The organism is Clostridium saccharoperbutylacetonicum N1-4(HMT) (assembly GCF_000340885.1).
Taxonomy (GTDB): domain Bacteria; phylum Bacillota; class Clostridia; order Clostridiales; family Clostridiaceae; genus Clostridium; species Clostridium saccharoperbutylacetonicum.
The window spans coordinates 1,919,738-1,935,079 of record NC_020291.1; the positions used below are offsets into that span (position 1 = coordinate 1,919,738).

11 protein-coding genes are annotated in these 15,342 nt (G+C 30.2%); all 11 read left to right on the forward strand.

Going from position 1 to position 15,342, the window contains the following annotated elements:
• Positions 1-305: 305 nt before the first annotated feature.
• The 11 genes from CSPA_RS08520 (at position 306) to CSPA_RS08565 (ending at position 15,334) form a co-directional block, all read left to right on the forward strand.
• Positions 306-2,591 (forward strand): beta-galactosidase, encoded by a 2,286-nt coding sequence (locus CSPA_RS08520; protein WP_015391833.1) that lies wholly within the window; start codon positions 306-308, stop codon positions 2,589-2,591.
• Positions 2,592-2,975: 384 nt separating this feature from the next.
• Entirely contained in the window at positions 2,976-3,839 is an 864-nt protein-coding gene (locus CSPA_RS08525; protein WP_015391834.1) for a MurR/RpiR family transcriptional regulator, read from the forward strand.
• A gap of 348 nt (positions 3,840-4,187) precedes the next feature.
• Positions 4,188-4,256, forward strand: coding sequence for a hypothetical protein (locus CSPA_RS30485; protein ID WP_081604004.1), 69 nt, complete (start codon positions 4,188-4,190; stop codon positions 4,254-4,256).
• Positions 4,257-4,387: 131 nt separating this feature from the next.
• On the forward strand, positions 4,388-5,698 hold the full coding sequence (locus CSPA_RS08530) for a PTS sugar transporter subunit IIC (RefSeq protein ID WP_015391836.1): 1,311 nt from the start codon (positions 4,388-4,390) through the stop codon (positions 5,696-5,698).
• A 147-nt stretch (positions 5,699-5,845) separates the two neighbouring features.
• Positions 5,846-6,118 carry a hypothetical protein gene (locus CSPA_RS08535; RefSeq protein ID WP_015391837.1) on the forward strand — a complete coding sequence of 91 codons (273 nt, stop codon included), beginning with the start codon at positions 5,846-5,848 and terminating at the stop codon, positions 6,116-6,118.
• A gap of 61 nt (positions 6,119-6,179) precedes the next feature.
• On the forward strand, positions 6,180-6,410 hold the full coding sequence (locus CSPA_RS08540) for a PfkB family carbohydrate kinase (protein WP_278245690.1): 231 nt from the start codon (positions 6,180-6,182) through the stop codon (positions 6,408-6,410).
• Positions 6,411-6,649: 239 nt separating this feature from the next.
• Entirely contained in the window at positions 6,650-8,077 is a 1,428-nt protein-coding gene (locus tag CSPA_RS08545) for a 6-phospho-beta-glucosidase (protein ID WP_015391839.1), read from the forward strand.
• 135 nt (positions 8,078-8,212) lie between these two features.
• Entirely contained in the window at positions 8,213-9,895 is a 1,683-nt protein-coding gene (locus CSPA_RS08550) for a glycoside hydrolase family 13 protein (protein ID WP_015391840.1), read from the forward strand.
• 404 nt (positions 9,896-10,299) lie between these two features.
• Positions 10,300-11,859 (forward strand): AAA family ATPase, encoded by a 1,560-nt coding sequence (locus CSPA_RS08555; protein ID WP_015391841.1) that lies wholly within the window; start codon positions 10,300-10,302, stop codon positions 11,857-11,859.
• Between the two features lie 465 nt (positions 11,860-12,324).
• On the forward strand, positions 12,325-13,920 hold the full coding sequence (locus tag CSPA_RS08560; RefSeq protein WP_015391842.1) for an alpha-glucoside-specific PTS transporter subunit IIBC: 1,596 nt from the start codon (positions 12,325-12,327) through the stop codon (positions 13,918-13,920).
• A gap of 88 nt (positions 13,921-14,008) precedes the next feature.
• Positions 14,009-15,334 (forward strand): 6-phospho-alpha-glucosidase, encoded by a 1,326-nt coding sequence (locus CSPA_RS08565; protein ID WP_015391843.1) that lies wholly within the window; start codon positions 14,009-14,011, stop codon positions 15,332-15,334.
• The last annotated feature ends 8 nt before the right edge of the window (positions 15,335-15,342 follow it).

Below are 15,342 nucleotides of genomic sequence, written 5' to 3' on the forward strand. Positions count from 1 at the left end.
CCGTAGGGGAAACTCGACTCACGTTCGTTCGCTGAGTAAGCGATTCACACCAAATCACAGATTTGGGTTCTCTGCTTAACAACCTTCAACAGCTCAATTTCACATGCCTGCTTCCAGAAAAATGTATCTGATTTCTAGTGTAGTGTTACGATTATAATTTCTCAATCATGTATTTATATTCCATTTATAAGTTTGATTATTAATTGAGATATCTATATGTATAAATAAATTTAAATTTTGACCACCACTTTTTTAGTGGTGGTTGAATTTGCAATTCGAATATTATTAATAAGGAGGAGAAGATTTTGAAAACAATAGCTTTAAATGATAAATGGTTATTTACAAAAGAAAATAGTGAAGTTTATATAGAAAAAGAAATAGATAAAGGTGAAAATGTGAACTTACCACATTGTTTTAATGATGTGGATGGACAAAGTGGAGAGGGTATGTTCAAAGGAGAAGTCTGTTATCAAAGAAAATTAAATATAACAGAGGAAGAATTAAAGAAGTTTATATTTTTAGAAATAGGGGCTGCAAGTCTTGTAGCTAAAGTATATGTTAATGGAAAATTAGCAGGAGAAAGTAAATGTGGATTTTCTATGTTTAGGGCTCAGATTACTTCTTTTTTGAAATGTGGAGAAAACCTTATTTCAATTATTGTGGATAATAGTCGCCATGATGATGTTTATCCTCTTATGGCTGATTTTTCATTTTATGGTGGTATATATAGAGAAGTAAAACTAATAGTAGCAGAAGCTCTTCACTTTGACTTATTGGACAATAGTAGAGACGGCATATATTTAACTCAAAAGGGTATTGGCGAAGATAAGTTTGAATTAAAGATAAATGGAAGAATTATAAATGAATTAACTGAAGCTAAAGCTTCTAAGGTTGAATTTAAATTATTAAATAAAGAAGATAACATAGTATTTAATAAAACAATTGAGGTTGAAGTTTTAAAGGAAGCAGGATTTGAATTAGTAGAAGAAATAAATAATCCTGAGTTATGGCAAGGGATAGAAAATCCTTACCTTTATAAATTTGAAGCTGAATTATACTCTGAAGGAGCAATCTGTGATAAACGAAGCATAGATATTGGCTTTAGAACAGTTGAAATTACTCCAGATAAAGGTGTTTTCTTAAATGGTAAAGCTATTAAGTTTAATGGTGTAAGCCGTCATCAGGATTTTGCAGGTATAGGCAATGCCTTAACAAAAGAACATATGGATTTAGATATGTCTATTATTAAAGAAATAGGAGCTAATACAATAAGACTTTCACATTATCAACATAATGATTATTTTTATAGCCTTTGTGACCGTGAAGGGATACTAGTTTGGGCTGAAATTCCATTTATCAGTATTCCAACTACTTCAGATAAAGAAAATACCAATGCAAAAGAACAATTAGAAAGACTAATAAAGCAAGCCTATAATCATAGCTCAATTTATTGCTGGGGAGTTCAAAATGAAATTACCATAGCAATAGAAAATGAACAAATATATGAAATGGTAAAAGAGCTTGCAGTTATGGCTAAAGAGTTAGACTCAAGCAGATTTATTGCACAGGCCAATATTCATTCTGTAGCTAATGAAAGTGCATTAAATGAGTTGACTGATTTTGTAGGTTATAACCTATATTATGGCTGGTACTACAAGGAAATGCAGGATTTAGGAACAAGATTAGATGATTTTCATAAAGCAAGACCAAATGTACCAGTAATGGTTACTGAATATGGAGTTGATACTAATCCAAAGCTTCATTCCTATAATCCAACAGTAAAAGATTATACTGAAGAATATCAGCTATTGTTCCAAAATAATGCCCTTAAAACTTTTAATGAAAGACCCTTTGTTTTAGGTGGTTATGTATGGGCTATGTTTGATTTTGGCAGCGAAATAAGAAATGAAGGCGGAGAAAAGGGAAGAAATCAAAAGGGCTTAGTGACTATAGATAGAAAGCTTAAAAAAGATTCCTTCTATTTATGCAAGGCTTATTGGTCAAAGGAAAACTTTGTTAAGTTAGCTGGCGAAAGATTTGTAAACAGACATGAAGAAATGAATGACATAGTAGTGCTTTCAAATATTAAGTATATTAAACTTTATGTTAATGATGAATTTGTAGGTGAAATTAATAGCAGTGAACCAATGAAAAAATTTGAGGCAGTTAAACTTGCTTTAGGGGAAAATAAAATTAAGGCAGAAGCTTTTGATGAAGCAGGAAATGTTTATATTGATGAAATGCTTTTAAAGCATGTTAAGGAAGCTGATGAAAGCTATGTACTTAAAAAACCAGAAGAACAAACCCATGTTACTAACTGGTTCCAAAAGTTTGATTTATCAAATGTTCAAGAAGTGGCAATTAAAGAGGGATATTATTCAACCTTTGATACCATTGAAGAACTCTATAAAGACGAAGAGGCAAAAGTTGTATTTAAGAAGTATTTTGGAGATTTAGCTGAAAGCCAGCAGTTTAAAGTAATGATGGGATTAATGACTATTGATAGTATGTCCAAGAGATCAAGATTTAACATACCAAAAGAACTATTAACTGTTATTAATACAGAATTGAATGTAATACCTAAAAAATAAGGCATATGAGTTCTAAATAAGATTGCAAATCTCAATTCAAAGAATATTTAAGATACCAACATTAATTGAGAATTGAACATTGATAATTGTAAAATATATATTAAAAAGACAGTTCGCATAAATAGTGATATACTCCCTTTAAAGTAGACATGGTACAGTTCAAATTTCGTTGGTTATTTTTTGCAAGAAAATCTAAATAAAGAGAGTATGGTTTTTTACAAATCAGCACTGAACTTTTAGAATTAAAAGGTGATATGCATAAAATATGATGATATAATAAAAAATAAAATTTAATGATAATTTTAGAGTTAGCAAATAATGAAATAGGATATTGATTTTAAATAAATGAAAGCTTTTACTAAACTATTTCAATAAGGAGGTACCATGGGAGTATTAAAGGAGCTTCAGAAGTCGGAGGGGTTTACTGAAGGTGAATTAAGCATTTGCTCTTTTATTTTAAAGAATCCAGAAAAGATTGCAGGTATGTCTACAAGGGATTTGGGAATGGCGACATTTACTAGTAAAGCAGCTATTACCAGATTTTGTAGAAAGATAGGATGCGACGGATATAATGATTTTAAACTTAAATTTGCAAGTGAAATAAAATCAATAAATTTAAATGATTTAGAAGAACAAAGTGAGCTCTCAGAGAGAGATAATATTGTTTCTATTATAAATAAGGTAAGTGAACTTCAAAGAAAAGTAATAGAAGAAACAAAACAGGAATTTTCTTTAGAGCAATTGGTGCGAATAGGAAATATATTGGAGCAGACAGAGTACATTGATTTTTATGTATATGATATGAATGTAAATATTGCACAGTATGGATGCAATCAGTTGTTTCATTGTGGAAAAATTGCCAATACATATATTGCTACAAATGTACAACAGCTATTAGCACTCAGAAAATTAGAAAAACATTTAGCTATTATTATAAGCAATACTGGGGAAAATTCTAGATTAATTGAAGTTGCTAAATCCCTAAAAAAAAATAAAGTGAAGACAATTGTTATTACTGCTGATAGGAAAACTACTTTGGGACAGTTAGGGGATGAATTTTTACATGCTGTTACGACAGAATATGTAGAAGGTTTGCAGATAAGTGCTTTTTCAACTTCTGTAAAATATATTTTAGATGTATTGTTTTGTCTTACATTTACAAAGCAATTTGAAACTAATCTGCAATTAAATAGAAGCTACGAAAAAATAGGAAAGAGTAAATTATGGGCATTACTACCTGATATGTAGAACTATTTTATTAACATAACAATCTGGCAAGAGATTTGTATACAATCATATTGCCAGATTTTTTGTTTTGTTATAGAAGTATCATTTCTATAATAATATTTTTTAAAGATAATTTCATGAAACGTTGTCTCATGAAATTATATATTTTTAAAACTAATTATGAGACAAAGGCTCGAAGTGCGCAAAAAGTATTTAACTAAAATATATAATTGCTATAATGAGTTTAGTTAGCTAACGATTACATTAAATGAGATTCTAAGGAGGAAAGCAAAATGGATGAAGAGTTAATAGTTATGGATATTATTGTGAATTATATACATACTGTTTGTTCATTCACAAGATTACTTAATGACATGTGTGTCAGAAAATAATTTAATTAGAGAAATAATTGAGATGAGAAAAGAAAGACAAGCGTAGTAAAATATGTAAAATCAATTAGATTTTGATTTGAATTCAATTCAAATAAGACTTATTTTTATGAATTACTTGAAAACGTTTATGAAATTTTAATTATTATAAAGAAATTATATTTTTAGGGAGGAATTATTATGTCATCATTTCAGGATAATATAAATGAAAAAGTGATACCAATGATTTTGAAATTTGTTAACTTAAAGGGTGTTATCGCATTAAAGGACGGTCTAATGTGTACATTACCTTTAACAATGGCAGGATCAATATTCTTATTATTAGCTTGTATTCCATATCAGCCATTAAATGATTGGTTATCTATTACATTAGGTGCAGGATGGACAGATCCATTATGGAAAGCCTTTGGAGCAACCTTCAACATAATAGCACTTATGGGAACAATGGGAATGGCATATACTTATACTAAAAATGAAGGATATGAACCTCTTCCAGCAGGCATAATAGCATGTGTAGTATTTGTATTAACAATTAGGACTTCTATAACAACAAAAGGCGGAGAAACAATAGGTGACGTTATCCCAATGGCATGGACTGGCGGAAAAGGAATGATAGCTGCAATTGTTATAGGATTAATAGTTGGTGCAGTTTACTCATGGTTTATGAAAAAGAATATTATAATAAAAATGCCAGAAGGTGTACCGCAAGGTGTTTCTAGCGCATTTGCAGCATTAATACCATCAGTAGCTATAATACTTGGAGCAACAGTAGTTTATGCAATATTCAATTGGGGATTACAAACAACATTAGTTGAATGGATATATAAAGTAATTCAAACACCATTACAAGGTATGTCAGATTCAATGGGTGGAATAATAGTAATAGGATTTGCAATGCCATTCTTATGGTGGTTTGGAGTTCATGGTTCAACAATAGTAGGCGGTATAGTAGGAAGTCTATTAGGGTCAAATGCATTAGATAATGCAGCTATAGTTGCAAGTGGAAAAGAATTAACTATAGCAAATGGAGCTCATATTGTTACAAGTCAGTTTACAGATAATTTTTTAACATTTACAGGTTGTGGTATAACAATAGGCCTTGTTTTATCAATGTTACTAGCAGGAAAATCAGCACAATCAAAGACATTAGGTAAACTTGCAATTGTGCCAGCTTTATTTAACATTAATGAACCAGTATTATTTGGGTTCCCGATAGTTATGAATCCATTTATGTTCTTACCATTCGTAGCTGTTCCAACAATAACAGCAATATCAACTTATTTGGCTATTAAAGTTGGTTTCTTACATCCATTTAGTGGTGTATCATTACCGTGGACAACTCCTCCAATAATTTCAGGTTTTATCCTTCAAGGTTGGAAGGGGGCATTATGGCAAATATTAATAATGGCTATGGCAACAGCTATATACTTCCCGTTCTTTAAGAAACAAGAGAGTATCAATCTTAAAGCTGAACAAGAAGCTGATCAATAATAGAAAACATGATTATTACTTTAAAATAAGATAACTAATACTAATCCAACCTTCAATTGGCGGTTGGATTAGTACTTAATAAGGCAAATTTTTCACCAATATAGTTTATAAAACATAGTGATAGCAATGAAACTAGGAGGATTATTTATGAAACTTTTTAAATTAGTAGTATCAGGAAGTGAACAAGATTTTTCAATTGCTTATAATAGTTCAAGTGATTTCATGAATTATAATGATTGTAAATATTCTGGTTCTGAAGAAGAAAAATACATTAGTTTTTTAGAGGATTTAAAAAAGAATGGTGGACCGCAGCCAGTAAATATAAAGGTTAAATTGAAAACTAAAACAGTTGATAGAGCATTTCCTAAAGATAAAGTTTTAAGTATAGAAAGTGTAGGGAATTTTGTAAGTGCATTATAGTTTAACTGCTAATACAAATATATTTGGAGGATTGTGATGTTTAAATTAGATGATAAAATAGATTTTCAAAGTAGAGAATGTTCTAACAGTAGGGGAACTTCTTATAGATATGATATCATGTGATTATGATGATGGTAGCTTTAGCAACAACACTTATAATAAACTGTTCGGTGGATCACCTTCAAATATTGCTATGAATGTAAAGAAACTAGAAGCCAAATCCATTGTTGCTTCTGCTATAGGAGAAGATGGGCTTCGAAAAAAGATAGCAGATATTGCGAATTATTTATAGATTTGAAAACTAGTAATTGTGTAATAGATTATATTGATGAAGAGGACAAGTTGGTTAAATATTTTGTATAAAATAAACGAGAAAAATTTGTATGAAAAATATTTTTTAGGTATAGGATTTTTAATAGGTTAAATAAAAAAATGTAATTATAGTAATTATGCAGATATATTAGATGCAGCAATGATTGTAAGTAAGTTACAGATAGGATAACAGCATAGATATAGAGGAGGAATTTTAATATGGCATTTGATAAGAATTTCCTATGGGGAGGAGCAGTTGCAGCTCATCAAATAGAAGGTGGATGGAATGAAGGAGGAAAAGGAGTAAGTACTGCTGATGTAATGACATCTGGAGCACATGGAGTGCCAAGAGAAATTACAGATGGAGTAATTGAAGGTTTGAATTATCCAAATCATGAGGCTATTGATTTTTACCATAGATATAAAGAGGATATTAAATTATTTGCAGAAATGGGCTTTAAGTGTTTCAGAACTTCAATTGCATGGTCTAGAATTTTCCCAAATGGGGATGAACTTGAACCAAATGAAGATGGTCTTAAATTTTATGATGATATGTTTGATGAAATTCTTAAATATGGAATTGAGCCTGTAATTACATTATCACATTTTGAAATACCATATGGAATAGTTAAGAACTATGGTGGGTGGAGAAGTCGAGAAGTTATAGATTTTTTTGTTAGATATGCTACCACAGTAATGGAACGTTATAAGGATAAAGTTAAGTATTGGATGACCTTTAATGAAATAAATAATCAAACAGAAACAGAAGTCGATTTATTTGCATTTACTTGTTCAGGAATTGTATTTAAAGAAGACGAAAATAGAGCAGACGTAATATATCAAGCTGTACACCATGAATTGGTAGCTAGTGCATTAGTTGTTAAAAAAGGTCATGAAATAAATCCAAATTTTAAAATTGGATGTATGCTTGCATTGGTGCCGGTTTATCCTTATTCTTGTAATCCAGAGGATATTATGCTTTCTATAGAATCAATGAATGATAGATATCTTTTTGGAGATGTTCATAGTAGGGGATATTATCCAAGTTATGCCCTTAAAAATTGGGAAAGAAAAGGCTACAACATTAAGATGGAGGCAGGAGATGCTGATATTTTAAGAGAAGGCTGTGTTGATTACATTGGATTTAGTTACTACATGTCAGTAGCAGTAAAATCGGGAAATGAAGAAACTAAAGATGACGGATCAGTATATTCAAAAGCAGTTAAAAATCCATACGTAAAAGAAAGTGATTGGGGATGGCAAATAGATCCTGTTGGATTACGCTATACGTTAAATTCTTTATATCAGCGTTATGAAAAACCATTATTTATTGTTGAAAATGGTTTTGGAGCAATTGATATAAAAGAAGAGGATGGTTCCTGCAATGATGATTACAGAATTGATTATCTAACTCAGCATATTAAAGAAATGAAAAAAGCTGTTGAAATTGATGGTGTTGATTTAATGGGATATACACCATGGGGATGTATTGATTTAGTTTCCTTTGGAACTGGCGAAATGAAAAAGCGTTATGGATTTATTTATGTTGATAAAGATAATGAAGGTAATGGAAAATTAGAAAGAAGTAAGAAAAAATCCTTTGATTGGTATAAGAAAGTTATTGAAACTAATGGAGAAATACTTTAATTAATAAATCATAGTATTAATAAATTAGTTACATTAATAAATAAAAATATCTTATTATCTATTAGATATTTAAGAGTGTAGAGTAACAGTCAAAGATATTATTAAAGCTAATTATACGAAGCAGGAGGAAATTAAATGAATAAAAAGTGGTGGAAAGAAAGTGTAGTATATCAAATATATCCAAGAAGTTTTAAAGACAGTAATGGTGACGGAATAGGAGATTTAAAAGGAATAATTGAAAAGTTAGATTATTTAAAAGAGTTGGGAATTGATGTTATATGGTTATCGCCAATTTATAAATCTCCAAATGATGATAATGGATATGATATAAGTGATTACAGAGATATAATGGATGAATTTGGGAGTCTTGAAGATTTTGATGTGCTGCTAGATGAAGCTCATAAAAGAAATATCAAAATAATAATGGATCTTGTAGTAAATCATACTTCAGATGAACATCGGTGGTTTATTGAGAGTAAAAAATCTGTTGATAATAAATTTAGAGACTATTATGTCTGGAAAAATGGGAAGGATGGTCAACCACCTAATAACTGGGGATCATTTTTTAGTGGCTCTACGTGGGAATATGATGAAGAAACGGAAATGTATTATCTTCATTTATTTTCAAAAAAACAACCTGATTTGAATTGGGAAAATAATGAGGTGAGAAATTCAGTTTATGATATGATGAAATGGTGGCTTGATAAAGGCATTGATGGCTTTAGAATGGATGTAATAAATATGATTTCAAAGGTACAAACTTTTCCAGATGGGCCTAAAGAAGAAAATGCCTCGTATGGTGATATAGTTCCATATGCAATAAATGGACCAAGAGTACATGAATTCCTTAAGGAGATGCATAAAGAAGTACTTTCAAAGTATGACATTATGACCGTAGGTGAAACTCCGGCAGTTAGTCCAGAGGATGTTTTGAAGTATGCAGGGGAAAATGAAGAAGAATTAAATATGGTTTTTCACTTTGAGCATATGGATTTAGGATTTGGCCCAGAAGGAAAATGGAGTAACCTTGGATTTAAGCTCACTGAACTTAAGGGGATTTTAACTAAGTGGCAAAAGGCCTTAGAGAATGACGGATGGAATAGTTTGTATTGGGACAATCATGATCAACCTCGAGCAGTATCAAGGTTTGGAAACGATAAGGAATACTGGCTGGAATCTGCCAAAATGCTTGGAACCTGCCTTCACATGATGAAAGGAACCCCATATATATTCCAGGGGGAAGAAATAGGTATGACTAATGTAGCTTTTGACAATATAGAAGATTATAGGGATATTGAAACTTTAAATTCATACGAAGAGTTGGTTGAAAAAAAAGGCAAAAACAAGGAGGAAATGATGCAGGCCATACATGACAGAAGTCGTGACAATGCACGTACTCCTATGCAATGGGATGATAGTGAAAATGCTGGATTCACTTTAGGAGAACCTTGGATAAAAGTGAATCCAAATTATATAAATATCAATGCTAAAGCACAAATAGACGACAAAGATTCTATATTTAATTATTACAAAAAATTAATAAGTATACGAAAAGAATATCCTATTGTAGTGTATGGAAGATATGATTTAATTCTTGAAGAAAGTGAAAAGATATATGCATACACAAGAACTTTAGACAATGAAAAGTTATTGGTTATATGTAATTTTACAGAAAAAGAAACCTTATTTCAAACTCCAAGTGATATAAATACAAATTCTCAAAAGCTAATAATAAGTAATTACGATGTATTTAATCATGATTTAACAAATATAGTACTTAGACCATATGAAACTAGGGTATATTTATTGCAGATATAATACTATTAAATTAGTTGCAAGTAGTTAAAAGCCTTTTAAAAAATTATATAGCTATATCAGATTGAGTTTTTTAAACCAATATTGATATAGCTTTTTTTGTATTTTAATTCACGAAATTTTTTTGTAGAAGTTTTAGCATTGTGCAAAAAATAGAAACTGTAATTAAGAATGAGATAAGAAATATATGACATGATGTAGGAGAAGTCACTATGAATAGAGTAAAATAAGATGGGCATTTTAATATTACATTTGTAAACATAGAATAAATTTTTTGAGTGTGCCTTAACTTTTTTATTAAAAACAATCTGCTTTAATGTTATAATTATTGTAAATAAGTTAAAAATTATAATGAGCATAAGTTAAATAATAGATTAGAATAATTATAAAGAGATAGGGGTGATTTCATGACCATATATTTAAATACTAATAAATCTTTTGAAAATTATAGAGAACTTGTGAATGAAGAGTATTTTGTAGATAAATCATCTATAATAACATTGCTTAACCAAAAAATATCTACGAAAAATAAATATATATGTGTAACAAGGCCAAGACGTTTTGGAAAATCAAGTGTTGTTGATATGTTAGGTGCTTATTATTCTAAGGTTATGGATTCAAAAAAGATTTTTAATAAACTTAATATAAGCAAGTCTGATGATTATGAAGAACATTTAAATAAATATAATGTTATAAGTATAAGTTTCAATAGGATACCAGATAAGAATAAAAGTTACGAAGGGTATATAGATTTAATACAAAGTGCATTAATTGATGATATAAAGAGTATGTATACCAATTTGGAATTTAAAAGCCATTTTACTATAAGTGATATGTTATTTTCCACAAAAGATAAATTTATATTTATATTTGATGAGTGGGATTATATTTTTAATAATAATCTTTTTATAGAAAATCAGAATGATTATTTAGAATTTTTAAGAAATCTTTTAAAGGATCAGCCTTATGTAGCTTTAACCTATATGACAGGAGTTCTTCCTATAAAGAAATATTCAAGTGGTTCAGCTCTTAATATGTTTGATGAGTTTACTTTTTTAAAGGATAGAATATTTGGAGAATATTTTGGATTTACAGAAAATGAAGTTATGAGGTTATGTGATAAAAATGGAGAAATGAAATTTAAAGAACTTGAAAGTTGGTATAATGGATATTTAACAGCAAAAGGTATTAAAATATATAATCCACGTTCAGTAGTTAAATCCCTTCAAAATAACCATTGTGAAAGTTATTGGACTAATACCGGTGCTATGGATGAGGTAGCAGAGTATCTTAAATACAATACACTAGAAATTAGAGATGATATTATAGAAATGGTATCGGGTGAAGAAATTGATATTATAATAGACGAAGAATTTAGAGCTGGTCAAGGAGCACCAAGAACTAAAGAAGAAATATACGCTGCTATGATAGTACTTGGATTTTTATCATATCATGATGGGTATTTAAAAATACCTAACAAGGAGCTTATGAAGGAATTTGAAAAGGCATTGAAGGATAAATCATTCGGTTATGTTTCAAAGGTATTAGAGAGCTCAAAAAGAATGCTAAAAGCAACAGTTAATGGAGATACAAAAACTGTTGAAGAAATACTACATGATATTCATAACTCGGAAATACCAATACTTCAGTATAATGATGAGAATAGTCTTTCCTGTGTGTTAACTTTAGCGTATCTTTCTGCTAGAGATACTTATAGAATAGAAAGGGAAGAGAAATCTGGAAAAGGGTATGCAGATTTTACTTTTCATCCTAGGCGAAAAAATGATATTTCTTTTATAGTTGAACTTAAGAAGGATGAAGTTCCAGAGATGGCAATAAATCAAATAAGAAAAAAAGAATATGTAGAAAAATTTAGAAAAGAGAATGAAGATAAGAAGATATTAGCAGTGGCAATATGCTATGACTCAAAAGAAAAAGAACATAATTGTAAAATTGAAGAGATCTAGAGTTATTAGATAGGCTGTTTTAGTATATCTCTATTTTTTTCTAAAAAGGTAAAATAAAAATTTGCAAGTAAGAATAAATATAATGTAGGAAGGGAAAATTTTCTTTGCGATATGGTGAGCATTATCATAAATAACTGAGAAGTTCACTAAAATTTAAACCCACGACAAATTGTCGTGGGTTATTTTAGTTATAAATATTTATAGAAAGACTTCATATTTATAAAGGTTTAAAATGATTTTTCAAAAAGTCAATACATAATAACCAATTTGTAAAAAGGTACTCAAATAGGAACAAGGAACAACATGAGAGCTTAAGACCTAATACGTCAGATATTATTGTAACTGTTTACTCGTTTTGTTATTATAAAGCCAACGAAAGTACTTTCAAAAAATTATTAATGAGATTTTTTTACAGTAATAAAACAAAAGATATATTTAAATATTAAATTACAGGAGGATCAGATTATGATGCAAAAAATTCAGCGTTTCGGTGCTGCGATGTTTGTTCCAGTTTTATTCTTTGCATTCTTTGGTGTTGTAGCAGGATTATCGATATTATTTATGAATTCAGATATTGTGGGTTCAATAGCAAATAAAGGCACAGCGTGGTATAACTTTTGGTATGTAGTTCAACAAGGTGGATGGACAGTATTTAACCAATTGCCATTATTATTCGTAGTAGGGTTGCCAATAGCGTTAGCTAAAAAAGCTCAAGCTCGTGCTTGTTTAGAGTCTTTAGTAATTTATTTAGTATTTAATTATTTTATTAACGCTATATTAACTCTTTCAAGTTCAACATTTGGCGTGAATTTTGAGTTGCAACCTGGAATTAACAATGGTGTTTCGAGTGGACTTGCAATGATTGCAGGTATTAAAACACTTGATACAGGGATGATAGGTGCTATTTTAGTTGCAAGCATAGCAGTTTATCTCCATGGTAAATTTTTTGAAAAGAAATTACCTGCATATTTAGGGATTTTCCAAGGTTCAGTTTTTGTAGTAATGGTAGGCTTTGCAGCTATGTTACCAACATCACTTGTTATGTGTTTCATTTGGCCAAAGATTCAAGCTGGAATGAGTGTATTACAAGGATTCTTAGCTTCATCTGGAATCATAGGAGTATGGATATATACATTCTTAGAACGTATTTTAATTCCAACAGGCTTACATCACTTTGTTTATGGACCATTTGTTTTTGGACCTGCAGTAGTTCCAGACGGTATTGCTTCATATTGGCCAAAGCATTTAGCAGATTTTGCAACAAGTGCACATTCATTAAAAGAAATGTTCCCAGCAGGTGGTTTTGCATTAACTGGAATGTCAAAGATATTTGGATGTACTGGGATTTCATTAGCTATTTACGCAACTGCAAAACCTGAAAAGAAAAAGATTGTAGCAGGTTTGCTTATACCAGCAACATTAACAGCAATTATGGTGGGAGTTACAGAACCACTTGAATTTACTTTCTTATTTATAGCTCCAGCATTATTCGGAGTGCACGCTGTATTAGCTGCAACTTTAGCTGCAACAGCATATGGTTTTGGGTTAGTAGGTAACTTTGGTGGTGGAATAATTGAATGGTTTTCTCTTAACTGGATACCACTTTTCAAATATCATGCAGGCACTTATATAGCACAAATAATAATTGGTTTATGTTTTATAGCAATATATTTCTTTGTATTCCGTTTCTTAATATTAAAGTTTAACTTCGCAACTCCAGGACGTGAAGCAGATGATGAAGAAACTAAGCTTTACACAAAAGCTGATTATAAAGCTAAACAAGGTGAAGCAGTAGAAGATAAAAAGGATGTTGCAGAAGATAATCAAGCAGTACAATTCCTACAAGCCTTAGGTGGAAGTGAAAATATTGTTGATGTTACAAATTGTGCAACTAGATTACGTGTATCAGTGAAAGATGAAAGTAAATTGGCTTCAGATGCTATTTTCAAAAAAGCAGGAGCACATGGCGTTGTGAGAAATGGAAAAGCTATTCAAGTTATTGTTGGATTATCAGTCTCACAGGTAAGAGAAGAGTTTGAAGGTTTAATTGGAAAAATATAAATCTCTATTTTTTCTATTTAATCTACGTGGCAATATATGAAGAATAATATGTATAAAAATTATGATAAAAAAATTAGGAGGAATTGAGATGAAAAAATTTTCGATTACTATTGCAGGTGGGGGAAGTACATTTACACCTGGTATTATATTAATGTTACTTAATAATTTAGATAAATTACCAATCCGTAAAATAAAATTTTATGATAATGATGCGGATAGACAATCAATTATAGCTGGTGCTTGTGAAATTATCTTAAAGGAGAAAGCACCAGAAATTGAATTCATAGCAACTATAGATCCAGAAGAAGCATTTACAGATATAGATTTTGTAATGGCTCATATAAGAGTTGGTAAATATGCAATGAGAGAATTAGATGAAAAAATTCCTTTGAAATATGATGTAGTAGGCCAGGAAACTTGCGGACCAGGTGGAATAGCATATGGAATGAGGTCTATAGGTGGAGTTATTGAAATACTTGATTATATGGAAAAATATTCACCAAATGCATGGATGTTAAATTATTCAAATCCTGCTGCAATAGTAGCAGAAGCAACTCGTAAATTGAGACCGAATTCAAAAATACTTAATATATGTGATATGCCAATAGATATAGAATCACGTATGGCAAAGATTTTGGGCTTAAAATCAAGAAAAGAAATGACAATTCGTTACTATGGACTTAATCACTTTGGTTGGTGGACAGATATTCGTGATAAAGAAGGTAATGATTTAATGCCAAAAATAAAAGAATATGTAGCCCAATATGGATATGTAGTTTCAGAAAATGGAGTTCAACATACTGATGCAAGTTGGGATGATACTTTTGGAAAAGCTAGAGATGTATTTGCTATTAATCCAGAAACATTGCCAAATACTTATTTAAAATATTATTTATTCCCTGATTATGTTGTAAAGCATTCAAATAAGGAATATACAAGAGCAAATGAAGTGATTGATGGTCGTGAAAAATTTGTTTTTGGTGAATGTAAAAAGATTATTGAAAATAAATCGACAGAAGGGTGTGCAATGAAAATAGATGAGCATGCTTCATATATAGTTGATTTAGCAAGAGCTATTGCTTATAACACAAAAGAGAGAATGTTGTTAATCGTTGAGAATAATGGAGCAATCAGTAATTTTGATCCAACAGGGATGGTTGAAATCCCTTGTTTAGTAGGTAGTAATGGACCTGAACCTATTGTAATGGGGAAAATTCCACAATTCCAAAAAGGTATGATGGAACAGCAAGTATCTGTTGAAAAATTAGTTGTAGAAGCATGGATAGAAAAATCATATCAAAAATTATGGCAGGCACTTACTCTATCTAGAACTATTCCAAGTGCATCAGTAGCAAAATTAATTTTGGATGAGTTAATTGAAGCAAATAAAGAATACTGGCCAGAATTAAAATAATTAAAATT

Excerpts from the sequence above, each read along its gene's own strand:
- CSPA_RS08525 (WP_015391834.1), top strand. The coding sequence starts at position 2,976 with ATGGGAGTATTAAAGGAGCTTCAGAAGTCGGAGGGGTTTACTGAAGGT.
- CSPA_RS08530 (WP_015391836.1), top strand. The coding sequence starts at position 4,388 with ATGTCATCATTTCAGGATAATATAAATGAAAAAGTGATACCAATGATT.
- CSPA_RS08535 (WP_015391837.1), top strand. The coding sequence starts at position 5,846 with ATGAAACTTTTTAAATTAGTAGTATCAGGAAGTGAACAAGATTTTTCA.
- CSPA_RS08545 (WP_015391839.1), top strand. The coding sequence starts at position 6,650 with ATGGCATTTGATAAGAATTTCCTATGGGGAGGAGCAGTTGCAGCTCAT.
- CSPA_RS08550 (WP_015391840.1), top strand. The coding sequence starts at position 8,213 with ATGAATAAAAAGTGGTGGAAAGAAAGTGTAGTATATCAAATATATCCA.
- CSPA_RS08555 (WP_015391841.1), top strand. The coding sequence starts at position 10,300 with ATGACCATATATTTAAATACTAATAAATCTTTTGAAAATTATAGAGAA.
- CSPA_RS08560 (WP_015391842.1), top strand. The coding sequence starts at position 12,325 with ATGATGCAAAAAATTCAGCGTTTCGGTGCTGCGATGTTTGTTCCAGTT.
- CSPA_RS08565 (WP_015391843.1), top strand. The coding sequence starts at position 14,009 with ATGAAAAAATTTTCGATTACTATTGCAGGTGGGGGAAGTACATTTACA.